This is a genomic window from Roseateles microcysteis (assembly GCF_036880965.1).
Classification (GTDB): Bacteria; Pseudomonadota; Gammaproteobacteria; order Burkholderiales; family Burkholderiaceae_C; genus JAUASW01.
This window is the reverse complement of record NZ_JBAJMV010000003.1, coordinates 196,038-214,520: the sequence shown is the minus strand read 5'-3', so window position 1 is coordinate 214,520 and position 18,483 is coordinate 196,038. Positions and strand designations below refer to the sequence as shown.

The window sequence follows — 18,483 nt, the reverse complement described above, 5'->3', positions numbered from 1 at the left end:
AGCCACAAGGGGCCTGATGTCGAGCCATCAGGGACAATCCGGGTATGAATCCCCTCGACTGCACGTACGCGCGGCACTGATATGGCCGTCCTTTCCATCTCCAACGCCCATCTCGCCTTCGGCCATGTGGCCCTGCTCGACGGTGCGAATTTCGCCCTGGAAACCGGCGAACGCGTCGGCCTGATCGGCCGCAACGGAACGGGCAAGAGCTCGCTGCTGAAGATCCTGGCCGGTATCGACAAGATGGACGACGGCCTCCTGCAACTGCAGCAAGGCCTGACCAGCGTCTATGTGCCGCAGGAGCCCGAGCTGCGACCGGAAGCCACCATCTTCGAGGTGGTCAGCGAAGGCGTGGCCGAGGCCAAGGCCCTGCGCGAGCGCTACGAGATCCACGACGAGAACGACGACCTGGCCTGGGTCCAGGAGCGCATCGAGCACATCGGCGCCTGGAACTGGGAACAGCGGGTCGACGAAACCCTGCACCGCCTGGGCCTGGATGGGGACCGTGTGGTCGGCTCTCTGTCCGGCGGCTTGAAGAAGCGGGTGGCGCTCGGCCGCGCGCTGGTGGCCCAGCCGGATGTGCTGCTGCTTGACGAGCCGACCAACCACCTGGACCTGGACGCGATCACCTGGCTGGAAGGCCTGTTGAACGACTTCAAGGGATCGCTGCTGCTGATCACCCACGACCGGGCCTTCCTGGACAACGTGGCCAACCGCATCGTCGAGCTGGACCGCGGGCAGTTGCGCGGCTACCCGGGCAATTTCGCCGCCTTCCAGGCCGCCAAGGCCTATGAGCTGGAGAACGAGGCACTGTTCAACGCCCGGTTCGACAAGCTGCTGGCGCAGGAAGAGGTATGGATCCGCAAGGGCGTCGAAGCCCGGCGCACCCGAAGCGTGGCGCGCATCCAGCGACTGGAGGCCATGCGCCTGGCCCATGCGGCCCGCCGTGATGTGCAGGGCAAGGTCAGGCTCGATATCGACACCGGCGGCGCCAGCGGCAAGATCGTGGCCGAGCTGGAGAACGTCAGCAAGAGCTACGGCGACCGCTGCATCGTGCGCGACTTCACCGCCACCATCTTGCGTGGCGACAAGGTCGGCCTGGTGGGTTCCAACGGCGCCGGCAAGACCACACTCTTGAAGATGATCCTCGGCGAGCTGCAGCCCGACTCAGGCACGGTGCGCCAGGGCTCGCGCCTGACGGTGGCGTACTTCGACCAGATGCGCGACACCTTGAACCTGGACGCGACCTTGGCTGACACGATCAGCCCGGGCAGCGAGTGGATCGAGATCGGCAGCCAGAAAAAGCACGTCAAGAGCTATCTGGGCGACTTCCTGTTCTCGCCGGCGCGCGCCAATTCACCGGTGCGCAGCCTCTCTGGCGGCGAGCGCAATCGCCTCTTGCTGGCGCGCCTGTTCGCCCGCCCGGCCAATGTGCTGGTGCTGGACGAACCGACCAACGACCTCGACATCGAAACCCTGGAGCTGCTGGAAGAGCTGCTGGCGGACTACGACGGCACGGTCTTCCTGGTCAGCCACGACCGCCGCTTCCTGGACAACGTTGTCACCTCGACCATCGTCAACGAGGCTGACGGCCGTTGGCGCGAATACGAAGGCGGCGTGCAGGACTGGCTGATACAGAGCAAGCGTGCGGCTGCCTTGCAGGCCAAGCAGGCCGCTGCCGCACCGGCCCCCGCGCCAGCTCCGGCACCCGCTCCGGCCCCTGTTGCGGCGGCTGCGCCCAAGCGCAAGCTCAGCTACAAGGAGCAGCGCGAGCTGGACGAGATGCCTCAGCGCATCGCAGCGCTTGAGGCCGAGCAAGCCGTCCTGAACGGCCTGCTCAATGGCAGCGAGCTCTACAGCCAGGGTGCTGCACGCATCGCCGAAGTGACCGAGCGTGCCGCCGCCATCGACGGCGAGCTGCTGGCGCTGATGGAGCGCTGGGAGGCGCTCGAGGCTCGTTGAGGCCCTTCAGAGCTTGTTCAGCTGGCTGGCCGGAACCAGGCTGCCCTGGCCGCGCAGCTGGACCACCAGCTCGCCATGGCGGATCACCACGTATTCGATCGTGGCGGTCTTGCCGCCATGGTTGACCTTGTCGCCAGGCTTCAAGGGCGCTTGCATGGGGGGCAGCACGATGGGACGGGGCGGCGCGGCCTTGGGCGCGGCCGGCGCTTTCATCACCTGCATCATCCGGGCATGGAGCTCGGGCCGTTCCTGGGCCATGCTGTCCAGCGACTTGCGCATGGTGTCGCGCAGGTCGGCGGCAGTGAAGGGCTTCTTCAAGACAAAGCGCGCACCGGCCTGTGCCGCGCGGGCCTCCAGCTCGGGCGTGATCTCGAAGCTCAAGAGCGCCAGTCGGCAGCCCGGGTGCGCCTGCTGCAAGTGCTGGTGCAGGCCGAAGGCATCCATCTCGGCCTTGGGAAAGCTGTCGCTGATCAGGAAGTCGGGCTTGAAATCCAGCCCCTGCTGCAGCGCGCTGGCGATATCGCCGCAGCAGCGGATGCTGTCGGCGGGAAACCCGTAGCTCTCCAGCAGCTGGCGGGCGAAGGTCTGGACACCGGGCAGCGGGTCGACGATCAGGAATCGAAGCGGGTTGGCGGCGCTCATGCAGCTGGGAACTTCCATTGGTGATGGCGGTGATACTAGCGGCCTCTTGCCAATTTCCGATCAAGCGAATGACGCCTTCACGATCATTTTTTTGCGCGATGTCGCTGCTGTCCGCGATGCTTCTGCCGAACGGCGTGAAGGCTGCCGGTGGGCCACCGCTGTGGGAGGTGGGACTGCTTGGATTCAGCGCCAGCCAGAATGCCTATCCAGGCGCCAGTGAGCGCACACAAAAGACGCTTGTCCTGCCTTGGCTGATCTATCGCGGCCCCTTTTTGCGTGCTGATCGTGGCAGCGTCGGCCTGCGGGCGGTGCGTACGCCCGAGTTCGAGCTGGATCTCGGCTTCGCCGCTGCGCTGGGCGCGAGCTCCGAAAAGGTGCAGGCCCGCAGCGGCATGCCCGACCTGGGGTTGCTGCTGGAAGCCGGCCCCAAGCTGCGCTGGAACCTGGCCGAGCAGGGCGCGCTGCGCTGGCGTGCCGACCTGCCGCTGCGCGCGGTGTTCGACGCATCGGACTCGATGAAGATGCGCGGCTGGTCGCTGGAGCCGGCCTTGCAGCTGGAGCATCGGGGCGAAACCTGGATGAGCAGCTGGAGCGTGGCTGCGCTGCTGGGCAATCGGCGGCTGGCCGATACCTTCTATGGTGTGGCACCCGTCTACGCGACGGTCGAACGGCCCGCCTATGAGGCACGCGCCGGCCTGATTGCCTGGCGCGCCAATCTCGCGGTTTCACGCGCCCTGGCAAAAGATTGGCGCGTGTTCGGCTTCACGCGGCTGGAAAGCCTGGCCGGCGCCGCCAACCGCGCCAGCCCGCTGGTGCAGCGGCACAGCGGTGTGAGCTTTGGCATCGGCCTGTCCTGGAGCGGCTGGCGTTCGGACCAGTCAGCCGCCGATTGACTGGCTCCTAGAGCTCCTGCCGCAGCTGCTGCAGGAGCTTCCAGAAACGCGCGTCCTGCGCCGTGGCGAAGTTGATGCGCATCAGCGTGCCGGCGCGCCGCGTCGCGCTGAACAGGAGGCCGGGCGCTATCAGCCAGCCCAGGTCCAGCAGGCGCTGGGCCAGGCGCTCGGTATCCACGCCCACATCGACCCAGCCGAACAGGCCTTGCGGTGGCGTGATGAATTGGCAGCCGGCTTCCAGCGCCAGTCGAACGGCTCGCTGGCGCGCTGCGTCCAGCCGGGTCGTGACGCGCTCGGCATGCCGGCGCAACTGCCCTTGTTCCAGACACAGCGCCACGGCCCGCTCCAGCAAGGGGCTGGTGGTGAGCGTGGACAGGAGCTTCAGGTCGGTCAGCTTCTCGATGCGCTCCGTGCTGCCCGCCAGATAGCCCACGCGCCAGGCGGGCGTGAGGATTTTCGAGAAGCCGGAGACATAGAGCGTGCGCTTCAAGCCATCGAGCGCCGACAAGCGCGGCGCATGGTTGGGCGCCATGAAGGCATAGGTGTCGTCCTCGACGATGAGGAAGTCGCCTCGCTCGGCCAGTCTCAGGATCTGATGGGCTGCGGCCAGGCTCAGGGTCTGGCCGGTCGGGTTGTGCAAGACCGAGACGGTCACGTACATGCGCGGCCGGTGCTCGTCGACCAGGCGCTCCATTGCCGCGAGATCGGGCCCGTCCGCGCCGCGGGGCACCGGCAGCAGGCGCATGCCGGCTTGAGTCAGGCGCGCGTACTCGATCGCCCAGCCGGGATCGTCCACCAGCACGGCATCGCCGGGCTGCAGGAGGCCCCGGGTGATCAGGTCCAGCGCATGGGTCGCGCCCACCGTGGTCAGCACCTGCGCCGGTGTGGCTGCGATGCCGAGGTCTGCATTGAGGCGCTGCGCCAACACCTCGCGCAGCCGCACGTCGCCGCCGGGCTCGCCGTATTGCAGGGCCAGCGCGTCGGCGCTCTGGCTCACCACCTTGCGCAAGGCGCTCTGCAACATGGGCAGGTCGAGCCAATCGGCGGGGAGGGTGCCGAGACCCGGCGAGGTGGCTGCTTCGGCCTGGAACATGCCGCGTATCAGCGCCGTGGCATCGAAGGGCTTGTGCGCAGGCGTTGCCGCAGCAGGCGCGGCACGAGCGGCCGGCTTGGGCCTGGGCGCGGCCTCGCGCACGAAGAAGCCGCGCTGCTTGCGCGCTTCTAGCAGTCCCGCAGCGAGCAACTGGTCATAGGCCGCCACCACGGTGTAGGGGCTCACGCCATGGTGCTGCGCGCAATCACGCACCGAGGGCAGGCGGGCGCCGGGCAGGAGCAGGCGCTGCTGGATGCGCTCAGCGAATCGCTGCGCCAATTGCTGGGCCAGCGGCACGCTGGAGCCGCGGGTCAGGGTGTCGCGTGGAGCGCTTGTGCTGGTGTTCATGCCAATACAGATCCGCAGGATGTCTGGCCAAGTGTATTGGTTCTGTACTGGTCGAGGCGGCTAGACTGGGGCGATGAAAGCTGAACGCATGCTCGGCATCCTGGGCGGCATGAGCTGGGAGTCGACCAGCCACCTCTACCAATTGCTGAACCGCGGCGTGGCCGCGCGCCTGGGCGGCCTGCACAGCGCCAATCTTGTGATGCGCAGCGTGGACTTCGAAACCATCGCGGCCCTGCAGCGCAGTGACGACTGGGCCCAAGCCGGCGCCATCCTCGGCGAAGCGGGCGCTGGCCTGAGGGCTGCCGGTGCGCAGGCCTTGCTGATCGCAGCGAACACCATGCACAAGGTGGCCGACGAGGTCGAGCGCCTCAGCGGCCTGCACTTGATCCACATCGTCGATGCCACGGCCGAAGCCTTGAAGCAGGCCGGCGTGCGCCGCGCGGGCCTGCTGGCCACGCGTTACACCATGGAAGGCGCGTTCTACCGCGAGCGCATGCGCGAACGCCACGGCATCGAGATCCTCATTCCCGGTGATGCGACCCGTGCTGAAGTCCATCGCGTGATCTATGACGAGCTGTGCCTGGGCAAGGTCTGCGAGCCCTCGCACCAGTTCTACCGCCGCGCCATCGCCGAGCTGGCGCAGGTGGGCGCGCAAGGCGTGATCCTTGGCTGCACCGAACTCTGCCTGCTGCTCGATACCGAGCGCGATGGCGACATCCTGCCGCTTTTCGATGGCACCGCCCTGCATGCGCAGGCGGCCGTCGACTGGCTGACCTCCGATAATTCCTGAAGGCTCTTTGAGAGCCGCAACCGAGACCCCCATGAGCAGCACTGTCTGGACCCAAGCGCGCCGCGCCGCGCGCATGAACCCTTCCATCATTCGCGAGATCCTCAAGGTCACCGAGAAGCCCGGCGTGCTGTCGATGGCGGGCGGCCTGCCGTCGAGCGACACCTTCCCGGTCGATGCCCTGAAGGCCGCCTGCGACACCGTGCTCAGCAAGAACGCCAAGGAGGCGCTGCAATACGCCGCCAGCGAAGGCTTTGCGCCGCTGCGCGAATGGGTGGCCGAGCGCGTGAAGGCGCTGGGCATGAACATCAGCCCGGACCAGGTCTTGATCACCAGCGGCTCCCAGCAGGGCCTGGACCTGGTGGGCAAGATCCTGTGCGACCAGGGCGTGCCGGTGGCCGTGGAAACGCCCACCTATCTCGGCGCGCTGCAGGCCTTCACGCCCTATGAGCCGAACTTCACCAGCCTGGAAACCGACGAAGGCGGCGTGCGCCCCGAGGCCTTCGGCCGCCTGGCACATGATGCACCCGGCACGCGCTTTGCGTACCTCCTGCCCAACTACCAGAACCCCACCGGCCGTGTGATGAGCCTGGAGCGCCGCGAAGCCGTGATGGCTGCAGCCAAGGCGGCTGGCGTGCCGGTGGTTGAAGACAACCCCTATGGTGACCTCTGGTTCGACGAAGCCCCGCCGCCGGCGCTGGCCTCGCTGTGGCCCGAAGGCACGATCTATCTCGGCTCCTTCTCCAAGGTGCTGACGCCGGGCTTCCGCCTGGGCTTCCTGATCGCGCCCAAGGAGCTGTACCCGAAGTTCCTGCAGGCCAAGCAGGCGGCCGACCTGCACACGCCCGGCTTCAACCAGCGCGTGGTGCACGAGGTGGTGAAGAACGGTTTCCTCGACCAGCATGTGCCCAAGATCCGCGCGATCTACAAGGCCAACCGCGATGCGATGGCCGAGGGTCTGCGCAAGCACCTGCCCGAGGGCTGCGAATGGCAGAGCCCCAAGGGCGGCATGTTCTTCTGGATCCGTCTGCCGGAAGGCTTTGACGCAATGGCGCTGCTGCCACTGGCGGTGGAGGCGGGCATCGCCTTTGTGCCGGGCGCTGCGTTCTATGCGCAGTCGCCGGACCCGCGCACGATGCGCCTGTCCTTCGTCACCTTGACGCCCGAGCTGATCGCCGACGGCATCGCCATCCTTGGCAAGGTCTTGCGCGAAGCGATGGCCGTCGTCGACGAGCCCACGCCCTGAAGAGCGACGTGATGCAGGCGCAGGGCTGGCGTGTTGATCGCGAATGGACGGCCGAGGATTTCGACGCCATCCACGCCTTCCTCAGCCGCGCCTACTGGTGCGAAGGCATACCGCGCGAGACGCTCGAGCGGGCCATGCGCGGCTCGCTCAACTTCGTCCTGCGCAATGCCACGGGCCGCCTGCAGGGCTATGCCCGCGTCATCAGCGACCAGGCGACATTTGCCTATCTCTGCGATGTCTTCATCGATGAATCGCAGCGCGGCCAGGGCCTGGGTGACTGGCTGATCGGTCAAGTGATGGCGGCCCGCGAGCTGCAAGGCCTGCGCCGCTTCTCACTGTTCACCCGCGATGCCCATGGGCTCTACGAGCGCCATGGCTTCAAGCCGCTCGCCACGCCCGACCGCGGCATGGAAATCGTGCGCCCCGGCCTCTATCTCCAACAAGCCTCCAAGCCATGAGCCTCTTGCGCCGTTTTGTCCAGGTCGATGTGTTCACCGCCGAGGCGCTGAAGGGCAATGCGCTGGCCGTCGTGGTCGATGGTGGTGGTTTGAATGAGGCCGAGATGGCGGCATTTGCGCGCTGGACCAATCTGTCGGAGACGACTTTTCTCCTGCCGCCCACGGATGCTGCTGCCGACTACCGCGTGCGCATCTTCACGCCGGGCGGTGAGCTGCCTTTTGCCGGTCATCCGACGCTGGGCTCGGCCCATGCCTGGCTGGCCAGCGGCGGCGATCCGAAGAAGCCCGGCGAGGTGGTGCAGCAATGCGAGATCGGCCTGGTGCGTGTGAAGCGCATGGGCCAGCGACTGGCGTTTGCCGCGCCGCCGCTGCGTCGCTCTGGGCCTGTCGAGCCCGAGTTGCGAGCGCAAGCCTTGCGCTCGCTGGGCATTGCCGAGGCCGATCTGCTGGACCTGGTCTGGGTTGACAACGGCCCGGCATGGATGGCCGCACGCTTGAAGAGCGCCGAGGCCGTGCTCACCTTGAAGCCGGACTTCGTCGCAATGAAAGGCTTGAAGCTGGGCGTCGTCGGCGCCTATCCGGCCGGCTCTGACCTGCAGTTCGAGGTGCGGGCCTTTGTGCCGGACATCGGTGTGCCTGAAGACCCGGTCACCGGCAGCCTGAACGCCGGCCTCGCCCTGTGGCTGATGCAGGCCGGCCATGCCGCCGACCGCTATGTGGCCGGCCAGGGCCAGGCACTCGGCCGTGACGGCCGCGTGCATGTCTCTCGCGACGCCGAGGCGACCTGGATCGGCGGCGATGTGACGCCGCTGATCCATGGACAAGTCCGGCTGTAGGCGCGCGGCCTTACCTCTCGGATTGGAAGGCGTCGTGGCAGGCCTTGCAGGTCTTGCCGACGGCGCCCACGGCGGCCTTGATCTGGGCCAGGTCACCGCTCTTGCCAGCCGCGTCGAGCTTGGATGCCTCGGCCTGGAAAGCTTCGACGGCTTCCTTGAACTTGCCGGCCTCGCTCCAGACCTCGGGCTTGGCGCGGTTGGGCAGGCCCTTGTCGGTGCCGGGGCCGAAGGAGTTGAAGGGCAGCTTGGCCAGCAGGGCCACCAGATGCGCGTTGTCGGCGGCAACCGTGGCGTCGAAGGGAATGCGACCCTGGGCCATGCCGTTCAGGCGGCCGAAATGTGCACCCATCAATGTCATCGCCGACTGACGGTACTTGATCGCCTGTTCGGGGCGGGGTTGCGGCTGGGCATGGCTGGACAGGGCGACGCACAGCGGCAGTGCTGCACATGCGGCGATCTTCAAATGACGCTTCATCCTTGGATCCTCATTCTGCAAGGTTGGCAGGGGCTGCGACCGGTCGGCCGCGCCGGGCGAGTGTATGGAATTTGCAGCTTCGGCATGCTGCGGTATCGTTGCCGCCTTGTTGCAGTTTTCAAGAAGGCATGACCGAAGGTCAACGCGAAGAGGTGCGGGTATGGGACCTGCCAACACGACTGTTCCACTGGGCCCTGGTGCTGTGCGTGTTCGGTTCGGTCGTGAGCGCCAAGGTCGGCGGCAATGCCATGGTCTGGCACATGCGGCTGGGCTATGCCGTGCTGGCACTGGTGGCTTTTCGGATCCTGTGGGGCCTGGTCGGCGGTCGCTGGTCGCGCTTCACGCATTTCATCTACAGCCCGGCTTCCATCTTTCGCTACCTGCGCCGCAAGCCCAACGCGGGCGAGCGCTTTGATGTGGGCCACAACCCGCTGGGTGGGCTCTCGGTGCTGGCCATGCTGGCCTGGCTGCTGCTGCAGATCGGCTCGGGCCTGATTGCCGACGACGAGATAGCGACCACCGGCCCCTTGATTCGCTTCGTCTCCGGCGACGCGAGCCTGGCCTGGACCGGCTATCACAAGAGCTGGGGCCAATGGGGCATCTTCGCGCTGACGGGTCTGCACATCGCAGCCATCCTGTACTACCGCTTCGGCCATGGCCACGATCTGATCGGGCCGATGCTCAGTGGTGACAAGAAGCTGTCGTGCGGTGCGCAGGCTTCGCGCGATACCTTGGCCACGCGCGTCTTTGCCTTGACCTTGTTGCTGGCTTGTGCGGCGGCGGTGTATCTGATGGTGGTGATCGGAGAGGGGGGTGGATGAGCCAGCCTTTGGTTGAGTTGATCGTGCCTGAGAGCACGGAGCATTGGGATGAAGTGAGGCGGCTGCTCATCGACTACAGCGAAAGTCTGAAGGTCGACCTGTGCTTCCAGGGTTTCGAGGCGGAGCTGGCGAGTCTGCCCGGACCTTATGCCGGCGAGACGGGCCTGTTCCTGCTGGCGCTTGTTGACGGGCAGGCTGCGGGTTGCGGGGCATTCCGAGACCTGCCGGATTCCGACTATCCGAACGCCTGCGAGATGAAGCGCCTCTTCGTCCGCCCGGCCTTCCGCCGCTTTGGCCTCGGCCGCACGCTGGCTCAGACGCTGATAGACCGGGCCGCGCAGGCCGGCTATTCAAACATGCTGCTGGATACGCTGGACGATATGGAGGCGGCGCGCGGCCTGTACGAGAGCCTCGGGTTCGAAGAGGTGCCGCCCTTCTATTTCAACCCGATCCCGGGCGCGCACTACCTGAAGGTGGAGCTGGGCTGACACCAACCCTGGTTACGGCGGGTTTCGGCCCTAGCATCGCGACCATGAGCGAATTCAAGATCGAGCAAGCGGGCCCGACGCCCGCGCGCCTGGGCGAATCCCCAGTCTGGAGCGTGGCCGAACAGGCGCTGTACTACGTGGACATTGCCGCGCATCAGGTCTTGCGCCTGGGTGCAGACGGGCGCCTGAAGCAATGGCAGATGGACGCCGAGCCCGGCTGCATTGCCTTGACTGGAGGCGGCTTGCTGGTCGCACGGCGCGATGGTCTCTGGTGTCTTGACACCGCTAGCGGCGAGGAGCAGCAGATCGCTCCACCACCCTTCGACCCGGCCAGGCAGCGATTCAACGACGGCAAGACCGACGCCGCCGGCCGCTTCTGGATCGGCACGATCGATGACGCCCGGGCGCCGCAGGCCGCGCTCTACCGCTGGGCTGACGGCCAGTTCACGGCCATGGCCGACGGCATCACCAATTCCAACGGCCTGGCCTGGAGCCCCGACCAGTGCACGCTGTACTGGACCGACACCAAGGCGCATGAGATCTACGCCTTTGATTTCGACCTTGCCACCGGCGGCATCGCGAATCGCCGCATCTTCGCCAGCTTCGAGCCGCGCGCCCCTGGTCAGCCCCTGGAGGCATACGGCGGCCGGCCCGATGGCGCCGCCATCGACGCAGAAGGCTGCCTCTGGGTGGCGATGTACGAGGGCGCCCGGCTGGTGCGTCTTGCGCCGACGGGCGAGCTGCTGGGCGAGGTTCGCCTGCCGGTGCGCTGCCCGACCATGCCGACCTTCGGCGGCCCCGATCTGCGCACGCTCTATGTGACAAGCGCGCGCGATGGCAGGCCGCAGGAAGAGCTGGCTCGCGAGCCCTGGGCGGGCTGCGTCCTGAAGCTGCAAACGGCAGTGCCAGGCCGCCCGCCGAACCTGGCGCGCCGCTGAACGGGACTTCCGGCACTGTTGGAGTGCGCCGACCTCGCCACTTTTTGGGGCGGGCACCCAGGGTTTGTCAGGAAACTTCGGGTTTCCACATATAATCTTTGGGTTTTGCCGACAGCCCCCGGATCGATCGTGACCCCTACTGAGACGCGCGACAAAGTGCTTGCAGCGCGGAATGCCAAGGCAGGCACCTGGGATGACGAGAAGTCCGGAGATGCGGGCGGCGAAGCAGCTTTCAAGGTCCTGACGCGAGAAGAAGCCCAGGCCCTGCGAGCGAAAAACCCCTTGTTGTCACCGTGGAAGGTGGTCGCGGCACAGGCTGCGGCGGGCGTGGTGTTCACCGCGCTGTGGTGGTTGTTCGCCGAAGGAAGTGTGAAAGCGTGGTCGGCGCTGTATGGCGCCGTCGCGGTGGTGCTGCCGAATGCCTTGATGGCATGGGGCACGACCCGGCGTCAGGTCACGAACGCAAGCGCTGCGGTGCTTTCGTTTGCGGTCTGGGAGCTTGTCAAGATTTTGCTGGTCATCGCCATCCTGGTGGTGGTGGCCAAGCAGGTGGCTGATCTGAGTTGGGTGGCGATGCTGCTGACCATGATGGGCTGCCTGAAAGTTAACTGGCTGGTCCTGCTCACGCGGGGCCGAAACAAAAGCATTAGCGACGGAAACTGAACATGTCAGCTGAAGGTCACGCGCCCAGTGCTGGTGAGTACATCACTCACCACCTGCAACATTTCCAGAAGAACTTCGCGTTCGAGAACGTCAAGCAAGTCAGCATCGTCGACTTCAGCCTGTTCAACCTCGACTCCCTGATCTACTCCGTGGTCCTGGGTTTCCTGGGCTGCTTCATCCTGTGGCGTGCCGCTCGCAAGGCCACCTCCGGCGTGCCGGGCCGCTTCCAGGCCGCCGTCGAAATCCTCTCTGAAATGGTCGAGAACCAGGCCAAGGGCGTGATCCACAACGAAGCGAGCCGCAAGCTCGTCTCGCCGCTGGCACTCACCGTCTTTGTCTGGATCTTCCTGATGAACGGCATGGACATGCTGCCGGTCGACCTGCTGCCCGCCGCCTGGGGCCAAGCCTACGGCGCGATGGGCCATGACCCGCACCACGCCTACATGCGTGTCGTCCCGACCGCCGACCTGTCAACCACGCTGGGTCTGTCGACGAGCGTGCTCTTGATGTGCTTCTTCTACAACATCAAGATCAAGGGCCTGGGCGGCTGGGGTCACGAGCTGATCTCGGCACCGTTTGGTGCCCACCCGGCCCTGTGGCCCTTCAATTTCCTGATGCAGCTGATCGAGTTCGTCGCCAAGACGGTCTCGCACGGCATGCGACTGTTCGGCAACATGTTTGCCGGCGAACTGGTGTTCATGCTGATCGCACTGATGGGTGGTGCGTTCACGCTGTCGGCTTCCGGTTTCGGTCTGGCCATTGGCCATCTCGTTGCCGGTACGGTGTGGACCCTGTTCCACATTCTTGTGATCACGCTGCAAGCCTTCATCTTCATGATGCTGACGCTGATCTATATCGGCCAGGCGCACGACGCGCACTGATCGACCGCTTTACTTTCCCTTCCTTTCTTTTCTTTCTCATCTCTCTAGGAGCTTCAAATGGAAAACATCCTCGGCCTCGTGGCACTGGCTTGCGGCATCATCGTTGGTCTGGGCGCTATCGGCGCTTCCATCGGCATCGCGCTGATGGGTGGCAAGTTCCTGGAATCGTCGGCTCGCCAGCCTGAGCTGATGAACGAACTGCAAACCAAGATGTTCATCTTGGCCGGCCTGATCGACGCTGCTTTCCTGATCGGCGTTGCTATCGCTCTGCTGTTCGCCTTCGCCAACCCGTTCGCCGCTACGCTGCTGGCCAACCTGCCGAAGTAATCACCGCTTCCCTTTCACGACCGAAAGGATTGAGCCGTGAATATCAATGCAACACTGATCCTCCAGGCGATCGTTTTCGCGATCCTGGTCTGGTTCACGATGAGCTTCGTCTGGCCGCCTATCACCAAGGCACTGGACGAGCGCGCTGCCAAGATCCGCGACGGCCTGGCCGCTGCGGACAAGGCCAAGTCCGAGCTGGCCAACGCCAGCAAGGCGGCCGACGAGCAACGCGCGCAAGCCCGTGGTGAAACCACCCAGCTGCTGTCCGACGCTGAAAAGCGCGCAGCGGCCATCGTGGAAGAAGCCAAGAAGCGTGCAGAGGAAGTCGGCGCCAAGATCGTGGCTGATGCCAAGGCCGAGGCCGACCAGCAAGTCACCCGTGCCCGTGAGGCCCTGCGCGAGCAGGTTGCTGCGCTGGCCGTCAAGGGTGCCGAGCAGATCCTGCAGCGCGAGGTCAATGCCAGCGTGCATGCCGAATTGCTGGGCCGTCTGAAGACGGAGCTGTAATCATGGCCGAGCTCGCAACCATTGCCCGCCCGTACGCTGAAGCGCTCTACCAGGTCGCCAAGAAGCACGATGTGAAGGCCTGGGGCGCAGCGCTCGACGCGCTGTCCCTGGTCTCGCAGGATGCCGAGCTGCGCCAGTTCGCCGACAGCCCCAAGGTCACGGCCGAGCAGGTCTTCGCGGTCACCACCGCGGCGGCCAAGCAAGAAGCCCTGGCCCCGGAGCTGCAGAACTTCCTGCGCGCAGTGATCGAGAACGGCCGCCTGTCGGCGCTGCCGGCGGTGGTCGAGCAGTTCCATGTCCTGGCCAATGCGGCCGCGGGCGTGGCCGATGCGCAAATCTTCAGCGCCTACCCCATCGAAGCAGCCCAGCTGAGCGATGTGGTGGCCACGCTGGAAAAGCGCTTCGGCCGCAAGCTCGAGGCTCATGTGACGCTCGAACCCGCGCTGATCGGCGGCATCCGCGTGGTGGTTGGCGACGAGGTGCTGGACACCTCGGTCAAGGCCCGCCTGGAACGCATGAAGGTGGCACTGACCGCCTGAGCCCTTGGGCTCACGCGCGACGAACATCGACCGAATCACCCCCTCAGTACCAAGGCGCCGCGCTGCACACAGCAGCGCGCGCCGCGGGACCGAGCAGATGGGAGCAAGCAATGCAACTGAATCCTGCTGAAATTTCCGAACTCATCAAGTCCCGCATCGAGGGTCTTGGTGCCTCGACGGACGTCCGAAACCAGGGCACCGTGGTGTCCGTGTCCGACGGCATCTGCCGCATCCACGGTCTGTCCGACGTGATGCAAGGCGAAATGCTGGAGTTCCCGGCCGACGTCTCTGGTCAGCCTTCCTACGGCCTGGCCCTGAACCTCGAGCGCGACTCCGTCGGCGCCGTGATTCTGGGTGCCTACGAGCACATCTCCGAAGGCGACACCGTGAAGTGCACGGGTCGCATCCTGGAAGTGCCGGTCGGCCCCGAGCTGATCGGCCGCGTCGTCAACGCGCTGGGTCAGCCGATTGACGGCAAGGGTCCGATCAACGCCAAGATGACCGACGTGATCGAAAAGGTCGCTCCGGGCGTGATCGCGCGTAAGTCTGTCGACCAGCCGGTGCAGACCGGCCTGAAGTCGATCGACTCGATGGTGCCCGTCGGCCGTGGCCAGCGCGAGCTGATCATTGGCGACCGCCAGACCGGCAAGACCGCCGTGGCCATCGACGCCATCATCAACCAGAAGGGTCAGAACATGACCTGCGTCTACGTTGCGATCGGCCAGAAGGCTTCGTCGATCAAGAACGTGGTGCGCGCCCTGGAACAAGCCGGCGCGATGGAATACACCATCGTCGTGGCCGCTTCGGCGTCCGAATCCGCTGCCATGCAGTACGTCTCGGCCTACTCGGGCTGCACGATGGGCGAGTACTTCCGCGACCGCGGCCAAGACGCGCTGATCGTCTATGACGACCTGTCCAAGCAAGCCGTGGCTTACCGCCAGGTCTCGCTGCTGCTGCGCCGCCCGCCGGGCCGCGAAGCTTTCCCTGGCGATGTGTTCTATCTCCACAGCCGTCTGCTGGAGCGTGCCGCTCGTGTGAATGCCGACTACGTCGAAGCGTTCACCAAGGGTGAAGTGAAGGGCAAGACCGGTTCGCTGACCGCGCTGCCCATCATCGAAACCCAGGCCGGTGACGTGTCCGCCTTCGTTCCGACCAACGTGATCTCGATCACCGACGGCCAGATCTTCCTGGAAACCAGCCTGTTCAACGCCGGTATCCGCCCCGCCATCAACGCCGGTATCTCGGTGTCGCGCGTCGGTGGTGCTGCACAGACCAAGCTGATCAAGTCGCTGTCCGGCGGTATCCGTACCGACCTGGCCCAGTACCGTGAGCTGGCTGCGTTCGCGCAGTTCGCTTCCGACCTGGACGAGTCGACCCGCAAGCAACTCGACCGCGGTGCCCGCGTGACCGAGCTGCTCAAGCAGGCTCAGTACTCGCCGCTGCCGATCAGCCTGATGGGCGCGACGCTGTATGCCGTGAACAAGGGCTTCATGGACAGCATCGACACCAAGAAGGTCCTCGCGTTCGAGCACGGCCTGCACCAGTTCCTGAAGACCAGCCACGCCGCTCTGCTGGCCAAGCTGGAAGCCGACAAGGCCATGGACAAGGATGCTGAAGCCGAGCTGAACGCCGCAATCACGACCTTCAAGAAGTCGTTTGCTTAATTGACCATGACCGGGCTGTGATGCAAAGAACGGCCCGGACCTAACAGGAGAAATCATGGCATCAAGCAAGGAAATTCGCGGCAAGATCAAGTCGGTCGAGAACACCAAGAAGATCACCAAGGCCATGGAAATGGTCGCGGCTTCGAAGATGCGCAAGGCCCAGGAGCGCATGCGCTCGGCTCGTCCGTACAGCGAGAAGATCGGCAACATCGCCGCCAATCTCGCCACGGCCAACCCCGAGTACAAGCACCCTTTCCTGGTCAGCAATGACCAGGCCAAGGCGGCCGGCTTCGTGGTGGTAACGACGGACAAGGGCCTGTGCGGTGGTTTGAATACCAACCTGCTGCGCGCGACGACTGCCAAGCTGAAGGAACTAGAAGCCGCCGGCCAGAAGGCCGAGGTCGTTGCCATCGGCAACAAGGGCCTGGGCTTCATGAACCGCATCGGCGCCAAGGTCGTTTCTCAGGTGACGCAGCTGGGCGACCAGCCGCACATCGAGAAGATGATCGGCCCGGTCAAGGTGCTGCTCGACGCATACGCCGAAGGCAAGCTCTCGGCTGTGTACCTCTGCTACACCCGCTTCATCAACACGATGAAGCAGGAGCCGGTGGTGCAACAGCTCTTGCCCCTGACGACCGAAGGCATGAAGACGGCCGGTGGCAGCCACTCGTGGGACTACATCTACGAGCCGGACGCCAACACCGTCATCGACGAATTGCTGCTCCGATACACCGAGGCCCTGGTCTACCAGGCTGTCGCGGAAAACATGGCGTCCGAGCAATCGGCACGCATGGTGGCCATGAAGGCCGCCACCGACAACGCCGGCACCCTGATCGGTGAGCTGAAGCTGGTCTACAACAAGACCCGCCAGGCCGCGATCACCAAGGAGCTGAGCGAGATTGTCAGTGGCGCCGCCGCCGTGGGCTGATCCCGATCGAACGCTAATAGTTTTGAATTAAGGAACGAAAAAATGGCTAACACTCAACAAGTGGGCAAGATCGTTCAGTGCATCGGCGCCGTGGTGGACGTGGAATTTCCGCGCAACCAGATGCCGAAGATTTATGACGCGCTGAAGATGGAAGGCTCTGCCCTGACCCTGGAAGTCCAGCAACAGCTGGGCGACGGCGTGGTGCGTACCATCGCCCTGGGTTCGTCCGACGGCCTGCGCCGCGGTTCGCAGGTCTACAACACCGGTGAGAACATCAAGGTACCGGTGGGCAAGGCCACGCTGGGTCGCATCATGGACGTGCTGGGCGCGCCCATCGACGAACGTGGTCCGGTCGACCAGGCGCAAACCGCTTCGATCCACCGCGCTGCACCGGCCTACGACGAGCTGAGCCCGTCGCAAGAGCTGCTGGAAACCGGCATCAAGGTGATCGACCTGATCTGCCCGTTCGCCAAGGGCGGCAAGGTGGGTCTGTTCGGTGGTGCCGGTGTGGGCAAGACCGTGAACATGATGGAGCTGATCAACAACATCGCCAAGGCCCACAGTGGTCTGTCGGTGTTCGCTGGTGTCGGCGAGCGTACCCGCGAGGGCAACGACTTCTATCACGAGATGGCCGATTCGGGCGTCGTGAACCTCGAGAAGCTCGAAGACTCCAAGGTCGCCATGGTCTACGGCCAGATGAACGAGCCCCCGGGCAACCGTCTGCGCGTGGCCCTGACCGGCCTGACCATCGCCGAGTCGTTCCGCGACGAAGGCAAGGACGTGCTGTTCTTCGTGGACAACATCTACCGCTACACGCTGGCCGGTACCGAAGTGTCCGCTCTGCTGGGTCGTATGCCTTCCGCCGTGGGCTACCAGCCGACGCTGGCCGAGGAAATGGGCCGTCTGCAAGAGCGCATCACGTCGACCAAGATTGGCTCGATCACCTCGATCCAGGCCGTCTACGTCCCTGCGGATGACTTGACCGACCCGTCGCCTGCCACGACCTTCGCCCACTTGGACGCAACCGTCGTGCTGTCGCGTGACATCGCTTCGCTGGGTATCTACCCCGCGGTCGACCCGCTCGACTCGACTTCGCGTCAGATCGACCCGAACGTCATCGGCGAAGAGCACTACAGCACGACCCGTGCGGTGCAGGGCATCCTGCAGCGCTACAAGGAACTGCGCGACATCATCGCGATCCTGGGTATGGACGAGCTGGCACCGGAAGACAAGCTGACCGTGGCTCGCGCCCGCAAGATCCAGCGCTTCCTGTCGCAGCCTTTCCACGTGGCCGAAGTCTTCACCGGCTCGCCGGGCAAGTACGTGCCGCTGAAGGAAACCATCCGCGGCTTCAAGATGATCGTGGCTGGCGAATGCGACCACATGCCGGAACAAGCGTTCTACATGGTCGGCACCATCGACGAAGCGATCGAGAAAGCGAAGAAGTTGGGCTGATCGTTGGCGACGGAGCGGGCAACCGCTCCGTACCAAGAACAACCCTCTCAACTACGCTAAGGAAGATTGAACATGGCAACCATTCATGTTGACGTGGTGTCCGCCGAGGAGCAGATCTTCTCCGGCGAGGCCAAGTTCGTCGCGCTGCCGGGCGAAGGCGGTGAGCTGGGCATCCTGCCCCAGCACACGCCGCTGATCACCCGCATCAAGCCGGGCGCCGTGCGCATCGAGAAGGCCGACGGCAGCGAAGAGTTCGTCTTCGTCGCTGGCGGCATCCTGGAAGTGCAACCGGGCACCGTGACCGTGCTGGCCGACACCGCCATCCGCGGCAAGGACCTGGACGAGGCCAAGGCCCTTGAGGCCAAGAAGATGGCCGAGGAAGCGATGAAGAACGCCAAGAGCGACATCGACTTTGCCGCCGCGCAAAGCGAGTTCGCCGCCATGGCCGCCCAGATCGCGGCGCTGCGCAAGTTCCGCAAGAAGTAATCGGTCAGTCACCAGCACAGGCGCCGGCCTCGACAGCCCCGCCAAT

The 18,483-nt window shown here is 65.1% G+C and carries 21 protein-coding genes; 18 read left to right on the top strand and 3 right to left on the bottom strand.

The genetic code is table 11. The features are described from left to right. The first annotated feature begins 81 nt into the window (after nucleotides 1-81). A complete protein-coding gene (locus tag V3596_RS09990) occupies nucleotides 82-1,962 on the top strand; it encodes an ATP-binding cassette domain-containing protein (RefSeq protein WP_334277572.1) in 1,881 nt (626 codons plus the stop codon). Between the two features lie 6 nt (nucleotides 1,963-1,968). On the opposite strand, the gene V3596_RS09985 is transcribed toward V3596_RS09990, so the two are convergent. Further along, nucleotides 1,969-2,604, bottom strand: coding sequence for a response regulator (locus tag V3596_RS09985; protein ID WP_334277571.1), 636 nt, complete (start codon nucleotides 2,602-2,604; stop codon nucleotides 1,969-1,971). A gap of 98 nt (nucleotides 2,605-2,702) precedes the next feature. On the opposite strand from V3596_RS09985, the gene V3596_RS09980 reads away from it, so the two are divergent. Next, complete coding sequence (locus V3596_RS09980; RefSeq protein ID WP_334277570.1) at nucleotides 2,703-3,497, top strand: MipA/OmpV family protein; 795 nt, start codon at nucleotides 2,703-2,705, stop codon at nucleotides 3,495-3,497. A 7-nt stretch (nucleotides 3,498-3,504) separates the two neighbouring features. Here the strand turns inward: V3596_RS09980 and V3596_RS09975 are convergent, their stop codons facing one another. Continuing rightward, on the bottom strand, nucleotides 3,505-4,938 hold the full coding sequence (locus V3596_RS09975; RefSeq protein ID WP_334277569.1) for an aminotransferase-like domain-containing protein: 1,434 nt from the start codon (nucleotides 4,936-4,938) through the stop codon (nucleotides 3,505-3,507). Between the two features lie 73 nt (nucleotides 4,939-5,011). Between V3596_RS09975 and V3596_RS09970 the strand changes: the two genes are divergently transcribed. Genes V3596_RS09970 through V3596_RS09955 form a run of 4 tightly spaced genes read left to right on the top strand, consistent with a single transcriptional unit; the run spans nucleotide 5,012 to nucleotide 8,265 of the window. Beyond that, nucleotides 5,012-5,728 carry an aspartate/glutamate racemase family protein gene (locus V3596_RS09970; protein ID WP_334277568.1) on the top strand — a complete coding sequence of 239 codons (717 nt, stop codon included), beginning with the start codon at nucleotides 5,012-5,014 and terminating at the stop codon, nucleotides 5,726-5,728. A 31-nt stretch (nucleotides 5,729-5,759) separates the two neighbouring features. Then, nucleotides 5,760-6,971, top strand: a complete 1,212-nt coding sequence (locus V3596_RS09965) for an aminotransferase-like domain-containing protein (RefSeq protein ID WP_334277567.1) — start codon at nucleotides 5,760-5,762, stop codon at nucleotides 6,969-6,971. An 11-nt stretch (nucleotides 6,972-6,982) separates the two neighbouring features. Continuing rightward, nucleotides 6,983-7,429, top strand: coding sequence for a GNAT family N-acetyltransferase (locus V3596_RS09960; protein WP_334277566.1), 447 nt, complete (start codon nucleotides 6,983-6,985; stop codon nucleotides 7,427-7,429). Beyond that, on the top strand, nucleotides 7,426-8,265 hold the full coding sequence (locus V3596_RS09955) for a PhzF family phenazine biosynthesis protein (RefSeq protein ID WP_334277565.1): 840 nt from the start codon (nucleotides 7,426-7,428) through the stop codon (nucleotides 8,263-8,265). The genes V3596_RS09960 and V3596_RS09955 overlap by 4 nt, the downstream gene beginning before the upstream one ends. 10 nt (nucleotides 8,266-8,275) lie before the next feature. On the opposite strand, the gene V3596_RS09950 is transcribed toward V3596_RS09955, so the two are convergent. Next, a complete protein-coding gene (locus V3596_RS09950; RefSeq protein WP_334277564.1) occupies nucleotides 8,276-8,740 on the bottom strand; it encodes a c-type cytochrome in 465 nt (154 codons plus the stop codon). A 128-nt stretch (nucleotides 8,741-8,868) separates the two neighbouring features. On the opposite strand from V3596_RS09950, the gene V3596_RS09945 reads away from it, so the two are divergent. The 12 genes from V3596_RS09945 (at nucleotide 8,869) to V3596_RS09890 (ending at nucleotide 18,437) form a co-directional block, all read left to right on the top strand. Beyond that, entirely contained in the window at nucleotides 8,869-9,561 is a 693-nt protein-coding gene (locus tag V3596_RS09945) for a cytochrome b/b6 domain-containing protein (protein ID WP_334277563.1), read from the top strand. Beyond that, a complete protein-coding gene (locus V3596_RS09940) occupies nucleotides 9,558-10,049 on the top strand; it encodes a GNAT family N-acetyltransferase (protein WP_334277562.1) in 492 nt (163 codons plus the stop codon). The genes V3596_RS09945 and V3596_RS09940 overlap by 4 nt, the downstream gene beginning before the upstream one ends. Before the next feature lie 44 nt (nucleotides 10,050-10,093). Next, nucleotides 10,094-10,987, top strand: a complete 894-nt coding sequence (locus V3596_RS09935; protein WP_334277561.1) for an SMP-30/gluconolactonase/LRE family protein — start codon at nucleotides 10,094-10,096, stop codon at nucleotides 10,985-10,987. A gap of 129 nt (nucleotides 10,988-11,116) precedes the next feature. Next, complete coding sequence (locus V3596_RS09930; RefSeq protein WP_334277560.1) at nucleotides 11,117-11,650, top strand: ATP synthase subunit I; 534 nt, start codon at nucleotides 11,117-11,119, stop codon at nucleotides 11,648-11,650. 2 nt (nucleotides 11,651-11,652) lie between these two features. Then, nucleotides 11,653-12,531, top strand: coding sequence for a F0F1 ATP synthase subunit A (gene atpB, locus V3596_RS09925; protein ID WP_334277559.1), 879 nt, complete (start codon nucleotides 11,653-11,655; stop codon nucleotides 12,529-12,531). 57 nt (nucleotides 12,532-12,588) lie between these two features. Continuing rightward, entirely contained in the window at nucleotides 12,589-12,858 is a 270-nt protein-coding gene (gene atpE, locus V3596_RS09920) for a F0F1 ATP synthase subunit C (RefSeq protein WP_282827241.1), read from the top strand. A 36-nt stretch (nucleotides 12,859-12,894) separates the two neighbouring features. Continuing rightward, nucleotides 12,895-13,365, top strand: coding sequence for a F0F1 ATP synthase subunit B (locus V3596_RS09915; RefSeq protein ID WP_282827239.1), 471 nt, complete (start codon nucleotides 12,895-12,897; stop codon nucleotides 13,363-13,365). Nucleotides 13,366-13,367: 2 nt separating this feature from the next. Continuing rightward, nucleotides 13,368-13,904 (top strand): F0F1 ATP synthase subunit delta, encoded by a 537-nt coding sequence (locus tag V3596_RS09910; protein ID WP_334277558.1) that lies wholly within the window; start codon nucleotides 13,368-13,370, stop codon nucleotides 13,902-13,904. 110 nt (nucleotides 13,905-14,014) lie between these two features. After that, on the top strand, nucleotides 14,015-15,568 hold the full coding sequence (gene atpA, locus V3596_RS09905) for a F0F1 ATP synthase subunit alpha (protein WP_334277557.1): 1,554 nt from the start codon (nucleotides 14,015-14,017) through the stop codon (nucleotides 15,566-15,568). Between the two features lie 55 nt (nucleotides 15,569-15,623). Then, nucleotides 15,624-16,496, top strand: a complete 873-nt coding sequence (gene atpG / locus V3596_RS09900; RefSeq protein ID WP_334277556.1) for a F0F1 ATP synthase subunit gamma — start codon at nucleotides 15,624-15,626, stop codon at nucleotides 16,494-16,496. Nucleotides 16,497-16,538: 42 nt separating this feature from the next. Further along, nucleotides 16,539-17,951, top strand: a complete 1,413-nt coding sequence (atpD, locus tag V3596_RS09895) for a F0F1 ATP synthase subunit beta (protein WP_334277555.1) — start codon at nucleotides 16,539-16,541, stop codon at nucleotides 17,949-17,951. 72 nt (nucleotides 17,952-18,023) lie between these two features. Then, a complete protein-coding gene (locus V3596_RS09890) occupies nucleotides 18,024-18,437 on the top strand; it encodes a F0F1 ATP synthase subunit epsilon (RefSeq protein WP_334277554.1) in 414 nt (137 codons plus the stop codon). Nucleotides 18,438-18,483 lie beyond the last annotated feature (46 nt).

Excerpts from the sequence above, each read along its gene's own strand:
- atpA (WP_334277557.1), top strand. The coding sequence starts at position 14,015 with ATGCAACTGAATCCTGCTGAAATTTCCGAACTCATCAAGTCCCGCATC.
- atpD (WP_334277555.1), top strand. The coding sequence starts at position 16,539 with ATGGCTAACACTCAACAAGTGGGCAAGATCGTTCAGTGCATCGGCGCC.
- V3596_RS09975 (WP_334277569.1), bottom strand. The coding sequence starts at position 4,938 with ATGAACACCAGCACAAGCGCTCCACGCGACACCCTGACCCGCGGCTCC.
- atpE (WP_282827241.1), top strand. The coding sequence starts at position 12,589 with ATGGAAAACATCCTCGGCCTCGTGGCACTGGCTTGCGGCATCATCGTT.
- V3596_RS09985 (WP_334277571.1), bottom strand. The coding sequence starts at position 2,604 with ATGAGCGCCGCCAACCCGCTTCGATTCCTGATCGTCGACCCGCTGCCC.
- V3596_RS09945 (WP_334277563.1), top strand. The coding sequence starts at position 8,869 with ATGACCGAAGGTCAACGCGAAGAGGTGCGGGTATGGGACCTGCCAACA.
- V3596_RS09940 (WP_334277562.1), top strand. The coding sequence starts at position 9,558 with ATGAGCCAGCCTTTGGTTGAGTTGATCGTGCCTGAGAGCACGGAGCAT.
- V3596_RS09970 (WP_334277568.1), top strand. The coding sequence starts at position 5,012 with ATGAAAGCTGAACGCATGCTCGGCATCCTGGGCGGCATGAGCTGGGAG.
- V3596_RS09980 (WP_334277570.1), top strand. The coding sequence starts at position 2,703 with ATGTCGCTGCTGTCCGCGATGCTTCTGCCGAACGGCGTGAAGGCTGCC.
- V3596_RS09935 (WP_334277561.1), top strand. The coding sequence starts at position 10,094 with ATGAGCGAATTCAAGATCGAGCAAGCGGGCCCGACGCCCGCGCGCCTG.
- V3596_RS09890 (WP_334277554.1), top strand. The coding sequence starts at position 18,024 with ATGGCAACCATTCATGTTGACGTGGTGTCCGCCGAGGAGCAGATCTTC.
- V3596_RS09990 (WP_334277572.1), top strand. The coding sequence starts at position 82 with ATGGCCGTCCTTTCCATCTCCAACGCCCATCTCGCCTTCGGCCATGTG.
- V3596_RS09955 (WP_334277565.1), top strand. The coding sequence starts at position 7,426 with ATGAGCCTCTTGCGCCGTTTTGTCCAGGTCGATGTGTTCACCGCCGAG.
- atpB (WP_334277559.1), top strand. The coding sequence starts at position 11,653 with ATGTCAGCTGAAGGTCACGCGCCCAGTGCTGGTGAGTACATCACTCAC.
- atpG (WP_334277556.1), top strand. The coding sequence starts at position 15,624 with ATGGCATCAAGCAAGGAAATTCGCGGCAAGATCAAGTCGGTCGAGAAC.
- V3596_RS09965 (WP_334277567.1), top strand. The coding sequence starts at position 5,760 with ATGAGCAGCACTGTCTGGACCCAAGCGCGCCGCGCCGCGCGCATGAAC.
- V3596_RS09910 (WP_334277558.1), top strand. The coding sequence starts at position 13,368 with ATGGCCGAGCTCGCAACCATTGCCCGCCCGTACGCTGAAGCGCTCTAC.
- V3596_RS09960 (WP_334277566.1), top strand. The coding sequence starts at position 6,983 with ATGCAGGCGCAGGGCTGGCGTGTTGATCGCGAATGGACGGCCGAGGAT.
- V3596_RS09950 (WP_334277564.1), bottom strand. The coding sequence starts at position 8,740 with ATGAAGCGTCATTTGAAGATCGCCGCATGTGCAGCACTGCCGCTGTGC.